Raw genomic sequence first — 21677 nt, forward strand, 5'->3', positions numbered from 1 at the left:
GCCCACGCTCCCTCACGGGCCGCCAGGGCCGAGACGGCGGCGGTGGCCGCGTCGCGCTCCCGGGCGGGCGGTGGGGCCGCCTCGGGCGAGTCGGCCAGCACCCGGCCCAGGAAGCGCTTCCGCGAGGCGGCGACCAGCAGCGGCCGGTCCAGTTCGGCGCGCAGCCGGGCCAGCGCGGCGACGAGGGCGAGATCATGCTCGGCGCGCTTGGCGAAGCCCAGGCCCGGGTCGACCACGATCCGGGCCGGGTCGATGCCGCCGTCGCAGGCGCGGCGGACGGAGGCGGTCAGCTCGTCGATCACCTCCCCGACGACGTCGGTGTAGACGGCGCGGTTGTTCATGTCGATGCTCTGGCCGCGCCAGTGCATCACCACGAACGGCACCCCCGCCTCCGCGACCGCCGGCACCATCGCGGGGTCGGCGAGGCCGCCGCTGACGTCGTTGACGAGGACGGCACCTGCCTCCACCGCGCGCGCCGCCACCGAGGCGCGCATCGTGTCCACGCTGACGGTGACGCCCTCGCCGGCCAGGCCGCGGACCACCGGCAGCACGCGGCGCAGCTCCTCGGTCTCGCTCACCCGTGCGGCGCCGGGGCGGGTGGACTCGCCGCCGACATCGACGAGGTCGGCGCCCTGCGCCACCAGGTCGAGACCGTGCTTGATCGCCGTCTCGACCTCGAACCACTGCCCCCCGTCCGAGAACGAGTCGGGGGTCACATTGACCACACCCATCACCGCACAGCGGTCCCACTCGGGGAGGCCGTCCACGCGGCCACGCGTTCTCGCACCCATGTGCCCAGGGTAGGCGCCCGCCTCCTGGGACCCGCGCACCCCTGTGGTCTCCCCGGTGCCGGGGCTGCGGGTCACGGGTGCCCGGCTCGTGCTCGTCGGTGCGGGTGGCGGTGCGGGTGCGGCTGCGGGTGCCGGCGCAGGGGCCGCCGGGTTCCGGTCGCAGGCTGCCGGAGACTGCCGGGCTGTCTCAGGCCGGGCCGCCGGAACCGTCCGTCCCGGCGGGGGAGGCGGCTGCGCAGCGGTGGCGGCGGGGGCGGTCAGCCAGCGTTCCGGGGCGGCCGTGCGGCGGCCGGTGCGGGAGCGCTCCGCCTGGGCGGTCAGCAGGGCGCGGGCCTCCGCCTCGTCGCGGAGCCGCGCGCACGTACTGCCGTCGGCGCCGTGGTCGAGCCAGACGTCGGCCAGGCGGTGCCGCCGCTCCCAGGGCCCCTGGGTGAGGCGGACGCTCTGCACCTTGGCGTGCGGGACCAGTGTGGTGCGCCGGGTGAGGAGTCCCTTGCGGGTGACGAAGACGCTGTCGGTCACCCCGTGCCCGTAGCCGCGCCGTACCACCGGGGCGCACCAGCGGGCCCGCCGCGGGACGGGGGCCGTCGCGGCGACGGCGGCTTCCGGGTCGGTGCCGGGCAGCACCCGGGCCAGCACCGCCATGGTCTCCGGCCGGGTGGCGACGGGGACGAGCACGGTGCCGTCGTCATCGTCGTCCCCTCCGGTGCCCGCGACGGCCACCTCCAGCCGCATCCAGCCGCGCCGCCGCCACAGCAGCGGCTCCACGAGGTCCACGGCCTGGACGCGGCCGGGCGGTACGGTCGCGTGCTGCCGGTCGAGGAGCCCGGAGTCGACGCGCAACCCGTCGGGGGAGTCGGCGACGGTCCAGCCGAACTCGCCCAGCACCCGTCCGACGCCGCTGGACCAGACGCCGCCCGCGCACGGCAGGGCCGTGGCGATGGCCGCCCACAGGCTGTCCGACACCAGCCAGACCAGCGGGGGGACGACGAGCAGGGCGGCGAGCGCACCCCATCCGGCGCCCAGCAGCAGCACGCTCGTCACCAGGGTGCGGGACGGGACGCGGAGCAGTTCGCGGGCCGGTGCCTCGCCCGCCGCGGCGGCTGCTCCGGGGGATATCCCGGCGGCGCGGGCGAGGAGTTCGGCGCGCAGCGCGCGCGCCTCCCGCTCCCCGAGGAAGGCCAGCTCGTCCTGGGAGTCGGTGCCGACGGCGTCCAGTTTGAGCTTGGCCACACCGACGACCCGGGCCGCCAGGGGCCGGGCGATGTCGATGGCCTGGATCCGGTCCAGCCGGATGTGCGCGACGCGGCGGAAGAGCAGTCCGGTGTGGATGCGCAGTTCGGTGTCGGTGACCAGGTAGCTGGTGCACCACCACGACAGGAAGCCGTACGCGGCGGCCGACGGCAGCAGCACCAGCAGCCCGAGCCCCACCCAGGCCGCCGTCAGGTGCTCGGACCACTCGCGGGCCCGCTCGAAGTCGTGCGCGACGAAGGCCAGCAGGCCGGCGAGCGGCGCCCAGGTCCGCCGCCACGGCGTGACGGGGTGCAGCCGGGCGCCCTCGGGACGGCGGGGCAGGAAGCGCGGGCCGCGTCGCCCGGCAGCCGTTCCCGTGGACGGGTCCTTCCCGGCGCCCTCCGGCTCCGGGGCCGTCACAGGCCCGCCGAACGGGATTCGCCCAGCTTGGTGAGCCGGTCGCGCAGCCGTTCGGCCTCCGCGGGGGCCAGCCCCGGAAGGGAGGCGTCGGTCGTGGCGGCGGCCGTGTGCAGCTGGAGCGTGGCCAGTCCGTAGCGCCGCTCCAGTGGTCCCGAGGTCACCTCCACGAGCTGCATGCGCCCGTACGGCACCACCGTCGTCTCGCGCCACAGCACGCCCCGCGAGATGAGCAGGTCGTCGGCGCGTTCCGCGTACCGCCACGAGCGCCAGTTGCGGGCCAGCGCGCCCCAGCCCCAGGCGGCCACCGCCAGCGGGACCAGCGCGCACAGCGCCCACGCCCCGCCCACGGTGAGGGCGAGCGCCACCGCCGCCGCCACGGCGAGCGGCAGCAGCCAGGCCAGCAGCACCAGCCGGCGCAGCGGCAGCAGCGCGGGCTCGACACCCCGCCACTCGGGGTCCGGGGCGGCCCCTTCGCCGGCGGGGCCTGCGCCGGCGGCCTCGTCCGGGGCGGGAGCCGTCCGCGGGGGCGGCGCGGGGGTGGGGTCGTTCATCCGTTCAGCGTAGGAGCGGGCGACGGGAGGCCGTGTCCACCTGGAGGAGGAAGCTGACAGGATGAGCCTCATGACTCAGACGGAGACGACCGTTGGTATCGGCGGTGCCGCGGAGAGCACCGACATGGTGCTCAACATCGGTCCGCAGCATCCGTCCACGCACGGGGTGCTGCGGCTGCGGCTGGTCCTGGACGGCGAGCGGATCGAGCGGGCCGAGCCGGTGGTCGGCTATATGCACCGGGGCGCGGAGAAGCTCTTCGAGGCCCGCGACTACCGGCAGATCATCGTGCTCGCCAACCGCCACGACTGGCTGTCGGCGTTCTCCAACGAGCTGGGCGTGGTCCTCGCCGTCGAACAGATGCTCGGCATGGAGGTGCCCGAGCGCGCGGTGTGGACGCGCACACTGCTGGCCGAACTGAACCGGGTCCTCAACCACCTGATGTTCCTCGGCTCCTACCCGCTGGAACTCGGCGGGATCACGCCGGTCTTCTACGCGTTCCGGGAGCGCGAGGAGCTGCAGAACGTGATGGAGGAGGTCTCCGGCGGACGCATGCACTACATGTTCAACCGCGTCGGCGGCCTCAAGGACGACCTCCCGGCGGGCTGGCGCGACCGCGCGCGGCACGCGGTGGCCGCCGTCCGGAGCCGGATGCGCACCTTCGACGACCTGGTGCTGGGCAACGAGATCTTCCGGGGCCGCACCCGCGGCGTGGGGGTGCTCAGCCCCGGACTGGTGCACGCGTACGGGGTGAGCGGCCCCCTCGCACGGGCCTCCGGCGTCGACTTCGACCTGCGCCGCGACGAGCCCTACCTGGCGTACGGAGAGCTGGCGGACGTGCTCAAGGTGGTGACCCGCACCGAGGGGGACTGCCTGGCCCGGTTCGAGGTGCTGCTCGACCAGGTGCACAACTCCCTCGACCTGGCCGACGCCTGCCTCGACACCCTCGCCGAACTGCCGCCCGGCCCCGTCAACCAGCGGCTCCCGAAGGTGCTCAAGGCCCCCGAGGGCGCCACCTACGCGTGGACGGAGAACCCGCTGGGGCTCAACGGCTACTACCTCGTCTCCAAGGGTGAGAAGACGCCGTACCGGCTCAAGCTGCGCTCCGCCTCGTTCAACAACATCCAGGCGCTCACCGAGCTGCTGCCCGGCACGCTGGTGGCCGACATGGTGGCGATCCTGGGGTCGTTCTTCTTCGTCGTCGGCGACATCGACAAGTAGGACCTCCCCGGGACCTGGCCACGGTCCGCCGGTCTGCCGGTCGGGCGGGCCGGCGGTCGGGTGACGGTCTGCCGGCCGGGCGGTCCGCCGGTCAGGAGCCGGAGCGGGCCTTGCGCTGGCCGCGGCCGAAGAAGTCGAAGCCGCCCGTGTCCCCCTGGGAGCCGTCCGGTTCGGCGTCCTGCCGCTTGTCGCCGGACCCGCCCTCCGCCGCCGGCTTCGTCTGCGGGGGAACGGGCGAGGCCGGGGCCGTGGGACGGGGCGGGGGGACCGGAGAGGCCGGCGCGGTCCGGGCGGGAGTCAGGTCCGGCCGCGGCATCCCCGCGTCGGCCCCGTCCGTCTCCCCGGACTTGTCCGGCTGAGCAGACGGGGTTCGCGGTCGCGGGGTCGGCTGGGTTTGCCGTCCGGGCCGGGCCTGGGGAGCCGGCCGACCGCGCACGCCTTGCGGAGCCGAGGCATCCCGCGAAGCGGGCGTGCCCGGCGAAACCGGCGTGCCGTCCTGAACCGGCGTGCCGTCCTCTGTTGGCGTGCCGTCCTGTGCCGGCGTGCCGTCCTGCGCCGGTGCGCCCTCACGCATCAGGGCGCCCTCCCGCGCCGCCGCGCTCTCCTGTACCGGCACGCCCTGCTGGGGAGCCGCTCCCGGCGCGGCGGGGGTGCCCCGGCCCATCCGGCGACCGTCCCGCTCCGCCTCGCCCTCGGCGTCGCGCTCGGCGGCACGCTGCCGGACCGCGTTCCTGGCCAGCCCGTCGAGCGCCTCGTTGGCCTGGTGGTAGGTCAGGGAGGTGGGCGCGCCGGAGCTGTGCCGGTGGTCGGTGGCCTCGGTGGTCAGCGCCCGTCCGCCGGGGGCCGCGCCGCCGGTCTCCAGCTCCAGCAGCCTGCGGCCCTCCAGCGCCCTGGCCCGCTGGGTCTCGGCATGGGCGTACCGGCGCAGCAGATCGGCGTGCTCGGAGCGGAGCCCGGCCAGCTCGGCGCGCTTCGCGCGGAGCCTGGCCTCCAGCTTGGCGCGGATCTCGCGCAGCTCCTCGGCCTCGTTCTCCAGCTCGGCCTGCTTCTCCTCGGCCCGCCATGCCGTGCTGGCCATCCGCGCCTTGAGGTCACCGACCTGCTTGCCCGCCGCGCGGTCCCAGCGGCGCAGCAGCACGCCGCCGGTGACGGCGGCGGCCGCCGCCGCCGCGGCGAGGGCCCGCAGCACGACGGTGTCCAGGTCACCGACGCCCGGCTCGCCCACCAGCCAGGCGCCACCGGCACAGGCCAGCGCGGCCACCGCGACCGTCACCGGAGGGAGCAGGCGGTGCAGTGGCGGGGAATGGCGATGGCGTCCACGTGGCATGGCTGGGAATTTACCGTGTGCGTCGTGCGGGGCGACACCTGACGAGGCCCTGGGCGGGGGCTCACGCCAGGCCCTTCTCCTTCAGGTAGTCCTCCGCCACGTCGGCGGGCTTGAGCCGCTCCTGGTCGACCTTGCGGTTCAGCTCGGTCAGGTCCTTGGTGGTCAGGGTGCGGGTGAGCTTGCTCAACGCGGCGGCGACCTTCTTGCTCCCGGCGGACTTCGCGTTGACGACGGGCAGCACGTTGTCGGCGTTCTGGAGCTTCTTGTCGTCCTTGAGCAGCACCAGGCCGAACTGGGCGAGGGTGGCGTCCGTGGTGGTCGTCAGCACCAGCTGGTCCTTGCCGTCCTTGACGGCCTGCTTGGACTGGCTGGTTCCCACCCCCTTGGGGTCGATGCCCTTCACCTCGATGCCGTACGTCTTCTCCAGGCCGGGCCGGCAGAAGGGCCGTGTCTCGCACTCGTCGCCCGCCGCGACGGTGACGCTCTGCTTGGAGTCGCCCAGGTCGCTGAGCGTCGTGAGCTTGTGCTTCCTCGCGTACTCCTTGGAGACGGCGAACGCGTTCTGGTCCACCGCCTTGCCCGGGTCCAGGACCTTCAGCCCGCGCGGCCCGGCGAGCTTGCGCAGCGCGGCGACGGTCTCGTCGGAGTCGGGGGAGGCGACGGGCTCGGCCTTGGGGCCGTTCTTCTTCGCGTTGAGGAACTCGGCCATCGTCGCCGCGTACTCCGGTACGACGTCGATGCGGCCCTTCTCCAGTTCGGGCTCGTACAGTTCGCGGTTCTTGACCTTCTTGACGGTCGCCTTGTAGCCGGCCTTCCGCAGTGCGCCGGAGTACAGCTCGGCGAGGATCTGCGACTCGGTGAAGCCCGCAGAGCCGACGACGAGACTGCCCTTGCCGCCGCCACCGCCACCGCCCTTCTCCTCCAGGTCCCCGCCGGAGCAGGCGGCGAGCGAGAGGGCCAGCGCGGCGGCGGTGCCGCCCGCGGCGAGGGTGCGCCGGGAGCGCCGGGCGGGCCCGGCCGGGCGCGGCGTACGGTGCGGGCTCCGGGAGGTGGGTGTGGGGGCCATCATGCGTCCATTCGTCCGGGTCGTGCGGGTTGTGCGGGTCGTCCAGGTGGTGCGGGTGTCGTCGCGGCGGGGGGCGGTGGTGCCCCCTCCGCCGGGGCCGGGCGCCGTGCCCGCCGCCGCATCGGGTCCATGAGCCGCTCGGCCAGCGTCAGCACACGCTCCACCAGCAGTGCCAGAAGGGCCACGAGCAGTGCTCCGGCCACCACCTGCGGGGTGTCGTAGTTGCCGAAGCCCGCCGTGATCAGGCGGCCCAGGCCGCCGCCTCCGGGCAGCGCGGCGAGCGTCGCCGTGGCGACGAGCTGCACGGCGGCGGTCTGGATGCCCGTCATGATCAGCGGGAGGGCGAGGGGCAGCTCGACCTGCCGCAGCAGCTGCGTCCCCGTCATCCCCATGCCGCGGGCCGCCTCGACGACCTCGCGGTCGGCTTCGCGGATGCCGGTGTAGGCGTTGGTCAGCAGCGGTGGGAGCGCGAAGAGGACCAGTGCCACGATCGTGGCCCAGTCGCCGTGCCGTCCCAGCGGGCCCATCGACAGCAGCACCAGCACGGCGAAGGTGGGCACGGCGCGGCCGGCGTTGGAGAGGTTGACCGCCAGTGCGCCGCCGCGCCCCACGTGGCCGAGCCACAGGGCGAGCGGCAGCGCGATCGCGCAGGAGAGCAGCAGGCAGACGCCCGTCAGGTAGGCGTGCTCGCCGAGGCGTTGCAGCACGCCGCCGTGTTGCGTCCAGTGGGAGCCGGTCGTCAGCCAGGTCCACACGTCGGTGACCACGCCCATGGCCGCTCAGTCCGCCTTCCCGACGAGTTCCGTGACCGGCTCCCCGGGCGTCGGCCCGGTTTCCTTCCGCACGCCTGTACGGGACCCGGAGCGGGGCCGGGACCGGCCGCGGGCCCGGGTCCAGGGGGTCAGCGCGCGCTGGAGCCACAGCAGCAGGAGGTCAGCGGCGATCGCCAGGATCACGCAGATCGCCGAGGCGGTCAGCACCTGCGCCTTGAAGTAGCTCTCCATGCCGTCGTAGATGAGGTTGCCGAGGCCGCCGTAGCCGACGATCGCGCCGACCGTGGTCAGCGACACCGCCGTGACCGTGGCGATCCGCACCCCGGCCAGCAGCGCGGGCAGCGCCAGCGGCAGTTCCACCTCGAACAGCAGCCTGCCCGGCCCGTACCCCATGCCGCGTGCCGCCTCCCTGGCCTCGCCCGGCACCGCGTCCAGGCCCGCCAGGATGTTGCGCACCAGCACCGTGAGGGAGTAGAGCACCAGGCCCGTCACCACCACGGCGGCCGAGAGTCCGAAGACGGGCAGCAGCAGCGCGAACATGGCCAGCGACGGGATGGTGTAGAGCACCGTCGTCACGCCCAGGGCCGGGCCCCGTGCCGCACGCCAGCGGCGCGCGGCGACCGCGAGCGGCAGCGCCAGCACCAGCGCGATGGCGACCGATACCGCGGTGATCCAGATGTGCTCGACGGTCGCGTCGAGCAGTTCGCCCTGCCGGGTGCGCAGGTACGCCCCGCACAGCCACTCGTTCCTGGAGAGGCAGCCCGCAGGGCTGCCCGCCGCCATGCTGCTCACGCCGGTCACCTCCCCGTGCCGTGCGGTCCGTCGGTCGATGTCGGCCGACCCTATCCCGACAGACTGACAATCGGTCCGCAGTGCCGTACCCGCGCAACACGGTGTTCATCCTCGCCGCGAAGAATGGGTGGATCGGCCGGAGGATCGGCTGAAGGATTGTCGGTGCGCCGTGTTTCGGTAGGAGCGAGGGGCGACGAGGAGACGACGAGGATGGGCACATGATTCGCTTCGAGAACGTGACCAAGCGCTACCCGGACGGGACGGTCGCCGTCGAGGGGCTGTCCTTCGAGGTGGCGGAGGGCGAACTGGTCACGCTCGTCGGCCCGTCGGGCTGCGGGAAGACCACCACCATGAAGATGGTCAACCGGCTCATCGAGCCGAGCGAGGGACGCATCCTGGTCGACGGGGACGACATCTCCCGCGTCGAACCGGTCGAGCTGCGCCGCCGGATGGGGTACGTCATCCAGCAGACCGGCCTGTTCCCGCACCGCACCGTGCTGGACAACACGGCGACCGTCCCGCACCTGCTGGGCTGGCCCAAGGCGCGCCGGCGCGAGCGGGCCCGCGAACTGCTGGACCTGGTGGGGCTGGACCCCGCCGTCTTCGGCGACCGCTACCCCGAGCAGCTCAGCGGCGGACAGCGGCAGCGCGTCGGCGTCGCCCGCGCGCTGGCGGCCGACCCGCCGGTGCTGCTGATGGACGAACCGTTCGGCGCCGTCGACCCGGTGGTGCGCGAGCATCTGCAGAGCGAGTTCCTGCGGCTCCAGTCGCGGCTGCACAAGACCGTGTTGTTCGTCACCCACGACATCGAGGAGGCCGTCCGCCTCGGCGACCGCATCGCCGTCTACGGGGAGGGCCGCATCGAGCAGTTCGACCGGCCCGCCACCGTGCTGGGCGCGCCCGCCTCCCCCTATGTGGCCGATTTCGTGGGCGCCGACCGGGGCCTCAAGCGGCTGTCGGTCACCCCCATAGAGCCCGCTGACCTGGAGGAGCCGCCCACCGTCCACCTGAGCGACCGCCTCGACAAGGCGGCCGAGCGGATGGCGGCCGGCGGCGCCCGCTGGGCCGTCGTCCTGGACGACGCCGACGAGCTGCACGGCTGGGTCTCGGCCGCGGTCGTCGAGGAGCGCCTCCGTTCTTCCCCGGACCCCGGCATCGTGGGGGACCACTCGCGCCGCATGGAGGCGTGGCTGCCCCTGGGATCCTCCCTCAAGCAGGCGTTCAGCACGATGCTCCAGCACGACGCGGGCTGGATCGCCGTCCTGGACGAGGCCGACCGGTTCGTCGGCGTCCTCACCCCCGCGAAGCTGCACGCGGCACTGCGTCGCTCGGTGGACGCCGACGCCCGCGACGTCGCCCGGCAAGAGGTGCGACTGGAGTCGATCGAGGGTTCGTGAACCGGCGGCGGGAGGGGCCGTGCGCGTCGCGGCCGGGCCGCCGAAGCGTCGCGCGGTGCGGTGACAGGCCCCACGGAAGGGGCATTGACACCTCCACCGTGCCTGTGCTCCACTCAGCCGCATGATCAGCACGCGCGGCCACTTCTGGCGGAGGGTCCACCTGGACCTGCTCCGCTACGCGGGCTGCGTGTGTCTGCCGTCCTGTTGAGCGCTTCCCTGCCGCTTCGCGTGCGGGGCCGCTGACGCGTCCACGCTGTCACGGCCGCACGCGTCCCGATCACTCCAGGACGGTTCCCGTGTCACTCGCGCCTGTTTCCGCGCACTCCACGCACTCCGCGCACTCCACGCGCCCCTCCGACCCCTCACCGGCCTCCGCGCACCCCGGCCCCACCGAGGCCGAACTCCTCTCCTTCGTCCGCCGCGTCGCCGCCGACCAGGCCCTCGTCGCCTCCCTCCCGCTCGACCCGGAGGGCCGCACCTGGCTGCGGCTGGCCGGGCCCGACGGCAGTGAGGCGTGGCTCATCGGCTGGCCGCCCGGCACCGGTACCGGCTGGCACGACCACGGAGGCTCGCGCGGCGCCTTCGCCACCGCGCGCGGCACCCTGACCGAACACGCGCTGGCGGCCCGCATCCCCACCGAGGGGTGGAAGACGCTGGAGCTGGCCGACGGCGTCGACCGCGGCAGGCGCCTGACGCCGGGCCGCGGCAGGGCGTTCGGGCCGCACCACGTGCACGAGGTGCTCAACGAGACGGCCGGGGAGCACGCCGTCTCCGTGCACGCCTACTACCCGCCCCTGCCGCTGATGCGCCGCTACAGCCGCACCGGCGCCGTGCTCCGGCTGGAAGAGGTCGAGCGGCCGGGGGAGTGGGAATGAGCGCCTCCGCCGCCAGCCGGGTGGACGCCCTGCTGGCCGCCGCCCGCAGCGGCATCCGGCGCCTGACGCCCCGGCAGGCCGCCGACGCCCAGCGGGCGGGCGCGCTCCTGGTGGACATCCGGTACGCCGCGCTGCGGGAGCGCGACGGGACCATTCCCGGCGCGCTGGTGGTCGAGCGGAACGAGCTGGAGTGGCGGCTCGACCCCACCTGCCCGCACCGGGCGGCCGAGGCGACCCGTTCCGATCTGCCCGTGGTCGTCGTCTGCGACGAGGGGTACGCCTCCAGCCTGGCCGTCCGCTCCCTGCGCGAGCTGGGGCTGACCCAGGTGTCGGACCTGGCCGGCGGCTTCCAGGCCTGGCGCGCGGCCGGCCTCCCGGTGCGGCCCCCGTCCCCGGGACGGGACGGCCCGGGCGTCCGCGCCTGAGGGACCCGGGCGCACCGCCCCCGCCTGTGCGAGCCGCTCTCAGCCGGGGAACGGGGCCGGGCAGTCCTTCTCGCACACCAGCCAGGTGAAGCCGCCGAGGCCGCCGGAGGCGAGGAGTTCGGCGGCCTCGGAGGCGGCGCCCAGCAGGCGTACGTAGGCGGCGGGGTCGGTGCTCGCCAGGCCGGGCGAGGGGCGTTCTCCCCGGACGCCGAGGGCGTGCAGGGCCTCGCGCTGGGTGAGGAGGGCGGTGCTGCCCGGTGTGGCGGCGGCGACCGCGTCGAGCGCGACGTGCGAGGTCACATCGCAGGAGCCGTCGGGTACGGGCGGGCAGGGGCGGCCCGCGCGGAAGCCGGTGAGGGTGCCGAAGGGGGGCCGGTCCCGGCGGGTGTGGGCGTAGTCGACGGCGACGGCCAGCCCGCGGCGCAGGGACCCGGCGGCCCGGGCCCAGGCGGTGTCGCGGGGGTGGCCGATCTCGGCGCGGGCGCCGGGTCCCGCGCCGTCCAGCGGCCACCAGGCGGCCAGCCACTCCGCGTCGGTCCCGGTGACGGGCGGGCCGGGCCGCTCGGTGCCGTCGGGCTCGACCAGGAGGAGCCGGGCCGTGCCCGCGCTGTCGTTCTCGGCGATGTCCACGGGCACGTTGTCCAGCCATTCGTTGGCGAACAGCAGTCCGGTCACCGTGCCGGGGCCCGGCAGCCGCCTGCGCCAGTCGATCGCCGGGTCCAGCCCCTGGGGCCGGGGCCGGTGCTCGACGGCGACCGGGCGCAGCCGGGCCAGCACCTCGGCCCCGGCGGCCTCGCGGTCCCACAGCGCGGCCAGCACGCCGGTCAGCAGTTCGCCGCCGCCCGCGCCGACGTCCACCACATCGAGCCGCTCGGGGTGGCCGAGTGCCTCGTCCACCCGGAGCAGGAGGCGGGTGACGGCTTGCGCGTACAGCGGTGAGGCGTGCACGGAGGTACGGAAATGCCCGGCCGGGGCGTTGCGGCTGTAGAAGCCGTGCGGCCCGTAGAGGGCTTCTTCGGTGGCGGCCCGCCATCCGGGCAACTGGCTGCGCATGCGTCTCACCGTAGGTGTGGACGGGCATCCTCCACCTTGGGGAGTAGGCGCGGCGGGAAGGGATCGGCCGTCCGGTTGACCCCGGCACGTACTCGGCCTGCATACGGTGGGTTACGTGAACCGGCTCTACGACTTCATCCGCAGGCACCCCACCCTGGTGGACAGCCTCTGGGCTGCGTTCCTGCTGATGACGTCGTCGCTGTGGATACTCGCCCTCGTCTCGTCACCCCCCGGCGGCTCCGAGCTGGTCTCCGGCACCGACGAGAAGATCGCCATCGGCCCGGTCACGCTGGCGCTGTGCCTGGTGGTGGCGCTGCGGCGGCGCGCGCCGGAGAAGATGCTGCTGCTGGCCACCGGTACGGGCCTGGTCCAGGTGGCCGCGGACGTGAGCCCGTTCCCCGGCGACTTCGCCTTCCTCGTCATCATCTTCACCGTCGCCTCCCGGCACACCCGCTGGGCCTCCCGGTTCGCGCTGGCGGGCGCGCTGCTGGCGCCCACGATCGACGCGCTGCGCTGGCCCACCCCGCGCGGTGACCTGACGGGCCAGCTCTTCGGCACCCTCTTCATGACGCTGGCGTTCGTGATGGCCTGGGTGCTCGGCGACTCGCTGCGCACCCGCCGCGCCTACTACGTGCAGCTGGAGGAGCGCGCCAAGCGGCTGGAGAAGGAGCGCGAGGCGCAGGCCAAGATGGCCGTCGCCGCCGAGCGGGCCCGGATAGCGCGGGAACTGCACGACGTGGTGGCGCACAACGTGTCCGTGATGGTCGTCCAGGCCGACGGCGGCGCCTACGTCCTGGACACCGCGCCCGAGCAGGCCCGTATGGCGCTGGAGACCATCTCGGGCACCGGCCGCCAGGCGCTCGCCGAGATGCGCCGGCTGCTGGGGGTGCTGCGCAGCGAGGACGGCGGCCGGGACGGCGGCGAGTACGTGCCGCAGCCCGGCGTCGAGCAGATCGCCGACCTCGTCGAGCAGGTGCGCGGCACCGGCCTGGCCGTGGACTTCACGATAGAGGGCACCCCGCACCCGCTGCCCAGCAGCGTCGAGCTGACCGCCTACCGCATCGTGCAGGAGGCGCTGACCAACACCCGCAAGCACGGCGGCCCCGACGTGGGCGCGACGGTGCGGCTGCGCTACGGCGAGGACGAGCTGTCCGTCCTCGCCGAGGACGACGGCCGCGGCGCCCAGCGCGAGCTGTACGAGGAGGGCGGCGCCGACGGCCTCGGGCACGGCCTGATCGGGATGCGCGAGCGGGTCGGCATGGTCGGCGGCGCGCTGGAGGCCGGGCCCCGCTCCGGCGGCGGCTTCCGCATCAGCGCGGCCCTCCCCCTCAAGGGCGCCGACTGACCTGGTTCCCTTGGTCCCACGGACGATTCCCCGGCCCCACTTCCCTGCCCCGACCCGATCGAGAAGGACCCCTCCATGACGATCCGCGTGATGCTCGTCGACGACCAGGCGCTGCTGCGCACCGGCTTCCGCATGGTGCTCACCGCCCAGCAGGACATGGAGGTCGCGGCCGAGGCGGGCGACGGCGCGGAGGCGCTGGAGGTGCTGCGGGACACGCCGGTGGACGTCGTCCTGATGGACGTGCGCATGCCCAACGTCGACGGGGTCGAGGCCACCCGCCGCATCTGCGAGGGCGGCGAGGGGGGACCGGGCAGCCCCAAGGTGCTCATCCTGACCACCTTCGACCTGGACGAGTACGCCTTCTCCGCGCTCAAGGCCGGGGCCAGCGGCTTCATGCTCAAGGACGTGCCGCCCGGCGACCTGCTGGACGCCATCCGCGCCGTGCACAGCGGTGACGCCGTGGTGGCGCCCAGCACCACGCGCCGGCTGATCGACCGCTTCTCCTCCGTCCTGCCCGCCACCACGGCGGAGCCGGTCGCCAAGGAACTGGAGCGCCTCACCGACCGCGAGCGGGAGGTCCTCACCCTCATCGCCCAGGGGCTGTCCAACGGGGAGATCGCCGGCAGGCTGGTCCTGTCGGAGGCGACGGTCAAGACCCACGTCGGCCGCATCCTGGCCAAGCTGGGCCTGCGCGACCGCGTCCAGGCGGTCGTTCTGGCCTACGAGACGGGCCTGGTGCGCGCCAGGGGCTGAACCGGCGGCGCGCTCACCGCAGGACCGTCTCCAGGAAGTCGCTGCCCAGCCGCCCGACCACCTTCACATCCAGCTGGTACTGGACGTACCGGCCGCGCCTGCGCGAGGTGATCAGCCCGGCCTTCTTCAGCACGGCGAGGTGCCGGGAGACCTCCGGGGCACTGATCCCGTCGTTGTCGGCCAGCTCCGAGGTGGTGTAGGGGCCGCGCGCCAGGCTCCGGCACAGCCGCATCCGCAGCGGGTGGGCCAGCGCCTCCACCCGCAGCTTGACCTGCTCGACCGACAGCGGTCCCGGCAGCTGGGGCGCGGCGATCGGATAGTGCACCACGGGCCGCCATCCGGCGCGGTGCAGCACCGACAGGTGCGGCCACTGGTGGAAGGAGGGGACGAACGTCACCCCGGGGCCGACCGCCGGGTCCACCGCGGTGGTGCGCGCGGTGATCAGCTTGTCGACGGTGATGACCGAGCCCGTCTCGTCGGTGGACAGCGCGGGCGAGACGGCCTCCAGGGTGGCGGCGAGCCCGCGGCGGCGCAGCAGTTCCGTCTTCTCCCGTGCGTCGGCGGCCAGCTGGAAGCGCACCCGGTTCCAGGTGTCGGCGAAGAACGCCTGCTCGCAGTCCTCGAACAGGCGCCTGATCCAGGCCCGTACGGCGGGCGGGTCGTCCAGCAGCCGCTCGGTGAACCGCCGCTGCTGCGGCCCGCGTGCCGCCGCCAGCTCCAAGGAGCGCTCCCGCATCGCCGGGTCGGTCAGCGGGGAGCGCAGCGCGTCGGTGCCGTAGAGCATGCCGCAGGTGAACTCCAGGGCTGCGGAGACGAACTCCTCGTCCTCCAGCCGGTCGAGGAGGTCCAGGTCCTCGGTGAGCGTCGCCCCGGGCTGCACGGAGGGGTCCCGCAGCCCGGCGAAGCCCATCAGGATGTCGGAGAAGGTGGTGCGCCACAGGAAGTCCGCCTCGCACAGCCGGTCGGCGAGGTCCTGCTTGAGGGAGGCGTTGGTGGCGGTCGCCCAGCCGTGCACGCCCGGGTGGTGGCCGGGCTCGGACAGGGTGTGCAGGGCGGTGCCGAGTTCGGCCAGCGGGCAGGGGGAGAAGACGATCCGCTCCGGGGGAAGACCGGCTATGTGCACGGTGACGCTCATGTCCCCATACTGCCGCCCTGGTCAAGCGCTTTCTTCCCCGATTGACCAGCGCCGTCAATCCACGGGGTGTGGATTGACGGGCCCTGTCAATTCGCGTGCCGGGCGGGGGAGGAGCGGCGCAGTGTCGTCCGCATGAGCATGTTCGAGCAGTACGCACTGGACACCTGGCGGCTCCGCTCGCAGGGGCAGGCGCCGCCCCCGGCACCCGGGACGCACGAGGCGAGGCTTTTCCGCGCCTGGTGGGTAGCACGAAGGGAGGCGAGAAAGGAGTTCGGACGGTCCGCGGGACTGCCGTCGTCGGACGGTACCGGCACCGGCGGGCGGTCCGCCGGGCGGACCGGTGAGCGGGCGGCCCGCAGGGGAGCCGGGTCCGCGGCCGGGGCGGTTCCCGGGCCCGCCCCCCGACCCCTCAGGCGCCGGACCCGGAGGGCTTAGCATGGCGGGGTCTCGTCCGGTACCGGCCACTGAGCGGACCGGAACGCATACGGAAGGCCTCTTTCGTGAACGCACAGCACCTCAACTCTCCCGGCGACCCCCCGGAGGATCCGGGCGGCGCGGGCGGTGCCGGGGAACAGCCGGCCGTCCCCGCGCGGGCCCAGGACCGCCCCGCGCGGCTGTCCGTCGGCGTCGTCGGCGCGGGCCGGGTCGGTCCCGCGCTGGCGGCGGCGCTGCGCCTGGCCGGGCACCGCCCGGTCGCGGTCTCGGGCGTCTCGGACGCCTCCCGGCGCCGCGCCGCCGAGCTGCTGCCCGACGTACCGCTGGTGGACCCGGACGAGGTGCTGGCGCGCTCCGAACTGGTGCTGCTGACCGTCCCCGACGACGCGCTGCCCGGCCTGGTGGCCGGGCTGGCGCGCACCGGCGCCGTCCGCGCCGGGCAGCTGCTGGTCCACACCTCGGGCCGGTACGGCACCAGCGTGCTGGAGCCCGCGCTGCGCGCCGGGGCGCTGCCGATGGCGCTGCACCCGGTGATGACGTTCACCGGCACCGCCGTGGACGTGCAGCGGCTGTCGGGCTGTTCCTTCGGGGTGACGGCCCCCGAGGAACTGCGGCTGGCGGCCCAGGCGCTGGTCATCGAGATGGGCGGCGAGCCCGAGTGGGTCGCCGAGGAGTCCCGCCCGCTCTACCACGCCGCCCTGGCGCTCGGCGCCAACCACCTGGTGACCCTGGTCAACCAGGCGATGGAACTGCTGCGCACCACCGGGGTGCAGGCCCCCGACCGGATGCTGGGCCCCCTGCTGGGCGCGGCTCTCGACAACGCGCTGCGCTTCGGTGACGCCGCGCTGACCGGTCCGGTCGCCCGGGGTGACGCGGGTACCGTCGCCGCCCATGTGAACGAGCTGCGCCGCAACGCGCCGCACACGCTGGCCGGCTACCTCGCGATGGCCCGCGCCACCGCCGACCGCGCGCTCGACCACGGACTGCTCAAGCCGGAGCTGGCGGAGGACCTGCTGGACGTCCTCGGCGGTACGAGGAAGAGCGACGGCACCCCGGGAGACACCGGTGGCGGCGGGGAGGCGGGCGCATGAGGCCCGAGGTCGTCCGTACGGCGGCACGGCTGCGCTCCCTCCCCCGGGACGGCGAGCGCGCCGTGGTCATGACCATGGGTGCCCTCCACGAGGGGCACGCGGCGCTGGTGCGCGCGGCCCGTGAGCGGGTGGGGCCGGCGGGGCAGGTGGTGGTCACCGTCTTCGTCAACCCGCTCCAGTTCGGCGCGGGCGAGGACCTGGACCGCTACCCGCGCACCCTGGACGCCGATGTCGAGGTCGCCGGCAAGGAGGGCGCCGACGTGGTGTTCGCGCCGTCCGTCGAGGAGGTCTACCCGGGCGGCGAGCCGCAGGTGCGCGTCTCCGCGGGGCCCATGGGCACGGTGCTGGAGGGCGCCTTCCGGCCCGGCCACTTCGACGGGATGCTCACCGTCGTCGCCAAGCTGCTGCACCTGACGGCACCCGATGTGGCGTTCTTCGGGCAGAAGGACGCCCAGCAGCTCGCCCTCGTCCGCCGTATGGTCCGGGACCTGAACTTCCCCACCGAGATCGTCGCCGTCCCCACCGTCCGCGAGGACGACGGCCTCGCCCTCTCCAGCCGCAACCGCTATCTGGACCGGGCGGGGCGCGCCAGCGCGCTGGCCCTCTCCCGCGCCCTGCGCGCCGGTGAGCAGGCCGCCGACCGGGGCCCGGCCGCCGTCCTGCGAGCGGCCCGCGAGGTGCTGGCGGGCGGCGAGGGGCTGGACGTGGACTACGTGGCGCTCGTCGACCCCGACAGCTTCGCGGAGATCACCGAGGGGACCTGGCACGGCGACGCCGTCCTCGCCGTCGCCGCCCGCGCGGGCACCACCCGACTGATCGACAACCTCCCCCTGCGGCTGGGGGAGGGGCGATGACCGCGAGCGGCCGCACCCGCGTGCCGGCCCAGCGCGGCACGACCGGCGCCGCCCTCGCCGCTCCCGCGCCCGGCTGGACCATGGAGGCCGACGTGGTCGTCGTCGGCTCCGGCGTCGCCGGGCTGACGGCCGCGCTGCGGTGCGCCGCCGGCGGCGCCCGCACGGTCGTCGTCACCAAGGCCCGCCTCGACGCGGGCTCCACCCGCTGGGCCCAGGGCGGCATCGCGGCCGCGATGGGCGAGGGCGACAGTCCCGCCCAGCACCTTCAGGACACCCTGGTGGCGGGCGCCGGACTGTGCGACGAGGAAGCGGTGCGCACCCTGGTCACCGAGGGCCCCGCGGCCGTCCGCCGGCTCATCGAGGCGGGCGCCCGCTTCGACACCTCCCCGACGACCGGCCACATCGCCCTCACCCGCGAGGGCGGCCACCACCGCGACCGCATCGCCCACGCGGGCGGCGACGCCACCGGCGCCGAGATCTCCCGCGCCCTGGCCGAGGCGGTGCGCGCGCGGGGCATCCGCACGGTCGAGAACGCCCTCGTCCTCGACCTGCTCAAGGACGAGGCGGGGCACGCCGCGGGCGTCACCCTGCACGTCATGGGCGAGGGCCGGCACGACGGGGTCGGTGCCGTGCGGGCGCCCGCCGTCGTCCTGGCCACCGGCGGCATGGGCCAGGTCTTCGCCGCCACCACCAACCCGGCCGTCTCCACCGGCGACGGGGTCGCCCTCGCGCTGCGCGCGGGCGCGGAGGTCTCCGACCTGGAGTTCGTCCAGTTCCACCCCACCGTGCTCTACCTCGGCCCCGACGCGGAGGGGCAGCAGCCGCTCATCTCCGAGGCCGTGCGGGGCGAGGGCGCCCACCTGGTGGACGCCGCCGGTGTCCGCTTCATGGCCGACGCCCACCCGCTGGCCGAGCTGGCGCCCCGCGACATCGTCGCCAAGGGCATCATGCGCCGCGCCTCCGAACAGGGCACCGACCACATGTACCTGGACGCCCGCCACTTCGGCGCCGCCATGTGGGAGACCCGCTTCCCCACCATCCTGGCCGCCTGCCGCACGCACGGCATCGACCCGGTGACCGAGCCCGTCCCCGTCGCCCCGGCCGCCCACTACGCCAGCGGCGGCATCCGCACCGACCTGTGGGGCCGCACCACCGTGTCCGGCCTCTACGCCTGCGGGGAGGCCGCCTGCACCGGCGTCCACGGCGCCAACCGCCTGGCCTCCAACAGCCTGCTGGAGGGCCTGGTCTTCGCCGAGCGCATCGCCGCGGTCTGCGTGCGCGGGCTCGCCGGGGCGAAGCCGGTCACGCCGGGCGCACCCGCCGGCGGGGCAGCCGACGGCCGGACGCGCGGCCAGGAACCGGGACAGGAGCCCTCGGGGCCGGGCGGACCGGGGGGCCGGGCGCGCCTGCTGCCCGCCTCCGCCCGCACCGAGATCCAGCACCTGATGAGCCGCGGCGCCGGAGTCCTGCGCTCCCGGCGTTCCCTGGAGACCGCCGCCGCCGAACTGGCCGCCCTCGCCGCCCGCCCCGAGGAGGCGCCCGCCGCGCCCGGGGTGGACACCTGGGAGACGACCAACCTCCACCTGGTCGCCCAGGTCCTCGTCGAGGCGGCCCTGCGCCGCGAGGAGACCCGCGGCTGCCACTGGCGCGAGGACCATCCGGAACGGGACGACACCCGCTGGCGTCGTCACCTGGTGGTCAGCGCGGCGCCCGGCGAACCGTTCACCGTCCGCACCACGCCCTCGACCGCCTTCCCCCCGGTCATGAGCACGAGCAAGGAGCACCAGTGACCGACGACCTCCCCCTCCTCCAGATCGGCAGGGGCCCCGCGCCGCAGGGCGGTGCGGAGGCAGGCGGCTGCGGCGACGCCTGCGGCTGCTCCGCGGGCGCCGACGAGGGCCTCGACCCGCTGGAGTGCGGCCTGGACCCGGACCTGGCGCAGCTTCTGATGGACGAGGGCCTGGACCCGGTCCAGGTCGAGGACATCGCGCACCTGGCGGTCGAGGAGGACCTCGACCGGGGCGTGGACGTCACCAGTGTGGCGACGGTCCCGGAGGACGCCGTGGCCACCGGCGACTTCACCGCCCGCGAGGCGGGCACCGTCGCCGGCCTCCGGGTCGCCGAGGCCGTGCTCTCCGTGGTGTGCACGGACGAGTTCGAGGTCGAGCGCCACGTGCTGGACGGCGACCGCGTCGAGGCGGGCCAGAAGCTGCTGACCGTCCGCACCCGCACCCGCGACCTGCTCACCGCGGAGCGCAGTGCCCTCAACCTGCTGTGCCGCCTGTCCGGCATCGCCACCGCGACCCGCGCGTGGGCGGACGCGCTGGAGGGCACGAAGGCCCGGGTGCGCGACACCCGGAAGACCACCCCGGGGCTGCGCGCCCTGGAGAAGTACGCGGTGCGTTGCGGCGGCGGCCTCAACCACCGCATGTCCCTCTCGGACGCGGCGCTCATCAAGGACAACCACGTGATCGCGGCGGGCGGCGTCGCGGAGGCGTTCGCGCGCGTGCGCGCGGAGTTCCCCGACATCCCCGTCGAGGTGGAGGTCGACAGCCTCGACCAGATCCCGCCGGTGCTCGACCAGGGCGTCGAGCTGATCCTGCTGGACAACTTCACGCCGGGGATGACGGCCGAGGCGGTCACCCTGGTCGCGGGCCGGGCGAAGCTGGAGTCCTCCGGCGGCCTGACGCTTCAGAACGCCGCCGAGTACGCCGCCACCGGTGTCGACTACCTGGCCGTGGGGGCCCTGACGCACTCCTCCCGGGTGCTCGACATCGGACTCGACCTGCGCCAGGAGCCGGAGCCCGCGCCGGCGGCCGGCCGTAAGGAGCGCCCCTGATGCTGCTCACCATCGACGTGGGCAACACCCACACCGTGCTGGGCCTCTTCGACGGCGAGGACATCGTCGAGCACTGGCGCATCTCCACGGAGGCGCGCCGCACCGCCGACGAACTCGCCGTCCTGCTCCAGGGACTGATGGGCATGCACCCGCTGCTCGGCGAGGAGCTGGGCGACAACATCGAGGGCATCGCCATCTGCTCCACCGTTCCCTCCGTGCTGCACGAGCTGCGCGAGGTGACCCGGCGCTACTACGGCGACATCCCCGCTGTGCTGGTCGAGCCCGGCGTCAAGACGGGCGTGCCGATCCTCATGGACAACCCGAAGGAGGTCGGCGCCGACCGCATCATCAACGCCCTCGCGGCGGTCGAGCTGTACGGCGGTCCGTGCGTGGTGGTCGACTTCGGCACGGCCACGACGTTCGACGCGGTCTCGGCGCGCGGCGAGTACGTGGGCGGCGTGATCGCGCCCGGCATCGAGATCTCGGTGGACGCGCTGGGCGTGCGCGGGGCGCAGTTGCGCAAGATCGAGATCGCCCGCCCGCGCAGCGTCATCGGCAAGAACACCGTGGAGGCGATGCAGGCGGGCATCGTCTACGGTTTCGCGGGCCAGGTGGACGGCGTCGTCCGGAGGATGGCCGCCGAACTGGCCGACGACCCCGACGACGTCACCGTCATCGCGACCGGCGGCCTCGCCCCGATGGTGCTGGGCGAGTCCGCCGTGATCGACGAACACGAACCCTGGCTCACCCTGATCGGCCTCCGCCTGGTCTACGAGCGCAACATCACCCGCACCTGACCCCGGCAGGGCCCGTACGGCACACACCTGACCCCGGCCGACCCGTACGGCACACACCTGACCCAGGCCGGACCCGTACCGCACACGCGGGACCCCGGGGCCGGCCCGGGGGCTCGGGGGCCCCGGTCCGGGGCGCCGCAGGGCCTTGGGCCTGACGGGGGAGCGCCACGCCCGGGAATCGGGCGATAAGCACATTTAGGGAATCGGCCGCCTATCGTCGGCCCATGCCCACGCCATACGGTTCCCGAGGCGGCGTGGCGTTCAGCGCCGACGAGCTGCGCGTGCTCGGCGGCGCCCTCGCCACCGCCCTGCAGTCCGATCCCGCGCCCGAGGAGGCCCGCGCCTATCTGCGGCTCGCCCAGGCCATGGACGAGGCCGTCCGTGAGGGCAGCAGACTGCGCTCCTTCGTTCGGGCGGACCTCACCCGCTACCGCGACGCCCTGCCCGGCGCCGCCGCCGGCTACCTGGACCATCTGGAGGCGGCCCTCGCCTGCGGCTACTCCCCG

20 protein-coding genes and 2 pseudogenes are annotated in these 21677 nt (G+C 74.6%); 13 read left to right on the forward strand and 9 right to left on the reverse strand.

Translation table 11 applies throughout. From position 1 onward, the window contains the following. The 3 genes and pseudogenes from folP to FM076_RS18915 form a co-directional block, all read right to left on the reverse strand. Window positions 1-767: dihydropteroate synthase (folP, locus tag FM076_RS18905; RefSeq protein WP_173874854.1), on the reverse strand; the 767-nt coding region annotated here is incomplete at its 3' end. A gap of 402 nt (window positions 768-1169) precedes the next feature. Next, window positions 1170-2444 (reverse strand): annotated as a pseudogene (locus FM076_RS18910) (PH domain-containing protein); the annotation flags it as partial. Then, the gene (locus tag FM076_RS18915; RefSeq protein ID WP_173872199.1) at window positions 2441-2995 is read right to left on the reverse strand and encodes a PH domain-containing protein; all 555 of its coding nucleotides are present in this window, start codon (window positions 2993-2995) and stop codon (window positions 2441-2443) included. The gene FM076_RS18915 and the pseudogene FM076_RS18910, both read right to left, overlap by 4 nt. 70 nt (window positions 2996-3065) lie before the next feature. Here FM076_RS18915 and FM076_RS18920 point away from each other — a divergent pair, with 70 nt between their 5' ends. Then, on the forward strand, window positions 3066-4214 hold the full coding sequence (locus tag FM076_RS18920) for an NADH-quinone oxidoreductase subunit D (RefSeq protein WP_428814923.1): 1149 nt from the start codon (window positions 3066-3068) through the stop codon (window positions 4212-4214). A gap of 91 nt (window positions 4215-4305) precedes the next feature. Here the strand turns inward: FM076_RS18920 and FM076_RS18925 are convergent, their stop codons facing one another. The 4 genes from FM076_RS18925 to FM076_RS18940 all read right to left on the reverse strand — a co-directional run bounded on the left by FM076_RS18925 (window position 4306) and on the right by FM076_RS18940 (window position 8163). Continuing rightward, entirely contained in the window at window positions 4306-5541 is a 1236-nt protein-coding gene (locus tag FM076_RS18925; protein WP_173872201.1) for a hypothetical protein, read from the reverse strand. Between the two features lie 61 nt (window positions 5542-5602). Next, window positions 5603-6610, reverse strand: coding sequence for an ABC transporter substrate-binding protein (locus FM076_RS18930; protein ID WP_243274568.1), 1008 nt, complete (start codon window positions 6608-6610; stop codon window positions 5603-5605). Next, on the reverse strand, window positions 6607-7380 hold the full coding sequence (locus tag FM076_RS18935) for an ABC transporter permease (RefSeq protein WP_173872202.1): 774 nt from the start codon (window positions 7378-7380) through the stop codon (window positions 6607-6609). Before FM076_RS18935 ends, FM076_RS18930 begins: the two co-directional genes overlap by 4 nt. Before the next feature lie 6 nt (window positions 7381-7386). Beyond that, the gene (locus FM076_RS18940) at window positions 7387-8163 is read right to left on the reverse strand and encodes an ABC transporter permease (protein WP_173874856.1); all 777 of its coding nucleotides are present in this window, start codon (window positions 8161-8163) and stop codon (window positions 7387-7389) included. Window positions 8164-8390: 227 nt separating this feature from the next. On the opposite strand from FM076_RS18940, the gene FM076_RS18945 reads away from it, so the two are divergent. The 4 genes from FM076_RS18945 to FM076_RS18955 all read left to right on the forward strand — a co-directional run bounded on the left by FM076_RS18945 (window position 8391) and on the right by FM076_RS18955 (window position 10869). Next, complete coding sequence (locus tag FM076_RS18945) at window positions 8391-9569, forward strand: ABC transporter ATP-binding protein (RefSeq protein ID WP_173872203.1); 1179 nt, start codon at window positions 8391-8393, stop codon at window positions 9567-9569. A 121-nt stretch (window positions 9570-9690) separates the two neighbouring features. Beyond that, a complete protein-coding gene (locus FM076_RS35340) occupies window positions 9691-9777 on the forward strand; it encodes a putative leader peptide (RefSeq protein WP_428815161.1) in 87 nt (28 codons plus the stop codon). Between the two features lie 88 nt (window positions 9778-9865). Continuing rightward, a complete protein-coding gene (locus FM076_RS18950; RefSeq protein WP_173872204.1) occupies window positions 9866-10444 on the forward strand; it encodes a cysteine dioxygenase in 579 nt (192 codons plus the stop codon). Further along, window positions 10441-10869, forward strand: coding sequence for a rhodanese-like domain-containing protein (locus tag FM076_RS18955; protein ID WP_173872205.1), 429 nt, complete (start codon window positions 10441-10443; stop codon window positions 10867-10869). Before FM076_RS18950 ends, FM076_RS18955 begins: the two co-directional genes overlap by 4 nt. Window positions 10870-10908: 39 nt before the next feature. On the opposite strand, the gene FM076_RS18960 is transcribed toward FM076_RS18955, so the two are convergent. Further along, window positions 10909-11922 (reverse strand): SAM-dependent methyltransferase, encoded by a 1014-nt coding sequence (locus tag FM076_RS18960; protein WP_173872206.1) that lies wholly within the window; start codon window positions 11920-11922, stop codon window positions 10909-10911. Window positions 11923-12037: 115 nt separating this feature from the next. Here FM076_RS18960 and FM076_RS18965 point away from each other — a divergent pair, with 115 nt between their 5' ends. Continuing rightward, complete coding sequence (locus FM076_RS18965; RefSeq protein WP_173872207.1) at window positions 12038-13267, forward strand: DUF7134 domain-containing protein; 1230 nt, start codon at window positions 12038-12040, stop codon at window positions 13265-13267. Between the two features lie 75 nt (window positions 13268-13342). After that, window positions 13343-14020: a response regulator gene (locus FM076_RS18970; protein ID WP_173872208.1), complete on the forward strand. Its 678-nt coding sequence runs from the start codon at window positions 13343-13345 to the stop codon at window positions 14018-14020. Window positions 14021-14033: 13 nt separating this feature from the next. Here FM076_RS18970 and FM076_RS18975 read toward each other — a convergent pair whose 3' ends face one another. Further along, the gene (locus FM076_RS18975) at window positions 14034-15155 is read right to left on the reverse strand and encodes a DUF5937 family protein (protein ID WP_173872209.1); all 1122 of its coding nucleotides are present in this window, start codon (window positions 15153-15155) and stop codon (window positions 14034-14036) included. Window positions 15156-15769: 614 nt separating this feature from the next. Between FM076_RS18975 and FM076_RS18980 the strand changes: the two genes are divergently transcribed. The 6 genes and pseudogenes from FM076_RS18980 to FM076_RS19005 all read left to right on the forward strand — a co-directional run. Then, the gene (locus FM076_RS18980; RefSeq protein WP_173874857.1) at window positions 15770-16681 is read left to right on the forward strand and encodes a DUF2520 domain-containing protein; all 912 of its coding nucleotides are present in this window, start codon (window positions 15770-15772) and stop codon (window positions 16679-16681) included. Further along, entirely contained in the window at window positions 16678-17535 is an 858-nt protein-coding gene (gene panC / locus FM076_RS18985; protein WP_173872210.1) for a pantoate--beta-alanine ligase, read from the forward strand. Before FM076_RS18980 ends, panC begins: the two co-directional genes overlap by 4 nt. Then, the gene (locus tag FM076_RS18990; RefSeq protein ID WP_173872211.1) at window positions 17532-19325 is read left to right on the forward strand and encodes an L-aspartate oxidase; all 1794 of its coding nucleotides are present in this window, start codon (window positions 17532-17534) and stop codon (window positions 19323-19325) included. Before panC ends, FM076_RS18990 begins: the two co-directional genes overlap by 4 nt. Then, window positions 19322-20374 (forward strand): carboxylating nicotinate-nucleotide diphosphorylase, encoded by a 1053-nt coding sequence (gene nadC, locus FM076_RS18995; RefSeq protein WP_173872212.1) that lies wholly within the window; start codon window positions 19322-19324, stop codon window positions 20372-20374. The genes FM076_RS18990 and nadC overlap by 4 nt, the downstream gene beginning before the upstream one ends. Then, entirely contained in the window at window positions 20374-21171 is a 798-nt protein-coding gene (locus FM076_RS19000; protein ID WP_173872213.1) for a type III pantothenate kinase, read from the forward strand. Before nadC ends, FM076_RS19000 begins: the two co-directional genes overlap by 1 nt. A 224-nt stretch (window positions 21172-21395) precedes the next feature. Then, a pseudogene (locus FM076_RS19005) lies at window positions 21396-21677 on the forward strand (hypothetical protein); the annotation flags it as partial.

This window comes from Streptomyces albus subsp. chlorinus, assembly GCF_013302895.1.
GTDB classification, from domain to species: domain Bacteria; phylum Actinomycetota; class Actinomycetes; order Streptomycetales; family Streptomycetaceae; genus Streptomyces; species Streptomyces chlorinus.

Bases quoted from the DNA above. Each gene is read 5' to 3' on its own strand.
- FM076_RS18915 (WP_173872199.1), bottom strand. From the start codon at position 2,995: ATGAACGACCCCACCCCCGCGCCGCCCCCGCGGACGGCTCCCGCCCCG.
- FM076_RS18920 (WP_428814923.1), top strand. From the start codon at position 3,066: ATGACTCAGACGGAGACGACCGTTGGTATCGGCGGTGCCGCGGAGAGC.
- FM076_RS18925 (WP_173872201.1), bottom strand. From the start codon at position 5,541: ATGCCACGTGGACGCCATCGCCATTCCCCGCCACTGCACCGCCTGCTC.
- FM076_RS18930 (WP_243274568.1), bottom strand. From the start codon at position 6,610: ATGATGGCCCCCACACCCACCTCCCGGAGCCCGCACCGTACGCCGCGC.
- FM076_RS18935 (WP_173872202.1), bottom strand. From the start codon at position 7,380: ATGGGCGTGGTCACCGACGTGTGGACCTGGCTGACGACCGGCTCCCAC.
- FM076_RS18940 (WP_173874856.1), bottom strand. From the start codon at position 8,163: ATGGCGGCGGGCAGCCCTGCGGGCTGCCTCTCCAGGAACGAGTGGCTG.
- FM076_RS18945 (WP_173872203.1), top strand. From the start codon at position 8,391: ATGATTCGCTTCGAGAACGTGACCAAGCGCTACCCGGACGGGACGGTC.
- FM076_RS35340 (WP_428815161.1), top strand. From the start codon at position 9,691: ATGATCAGCACGCGCGGCCACTTCTGGCGGAGGGTCCACCTGGACCTG.
- FM076_RS18955 (WP_173872205.1), top strand. From the start codon at position 10,441: ATGAGCGCCTCCGCCGCCAGCCGGGTGGACGCCCTGCTGGCCGCCGCC.
- FM076_RS18960 (WP_173872206.1), bottom strand. From the start codon at position 11,922: ATGCGCAGCCAGTTGCCCGGATGGCGGGCCGCCACCGAAGAAGCCCTC.
- FM076_RS18970 (WP_173872208.1), top strand. From the start codon at position 13,343: ATGACGATCCGCGTGATGCTCGTCGACGACCAGGCGCTGCTGCGCACC.
- FM076_RS18975 (WP_173872209.1), bottom strand. From the start codon at position 15,155: ATGAGCGTCACCGTGCACATAGCCGGTCTTCCCCCGGAGCGGATCGTC.
- panC (WP_173872210.1), top strand. From the start codon at position 16,678: ATGAGGCCCGAGGTCGTCCGTACGGCGGCACGGCTGCGCTCCCTCCCC.
- FM076_RS18990 (WP_173872211.1), top strand. From the start codon at position 17,532: ATGACCGCGAGCGGCCGCACCCGCGTGCCGGCCCAGCGCGGCACGACC.
- FM076_RS19000 (WP_173872213.1), top strand. From the start codon at position 20,374: ATGCTGCTCACCATCGACGTGGGCAACACCCACACCGTGCTGGGCCTC.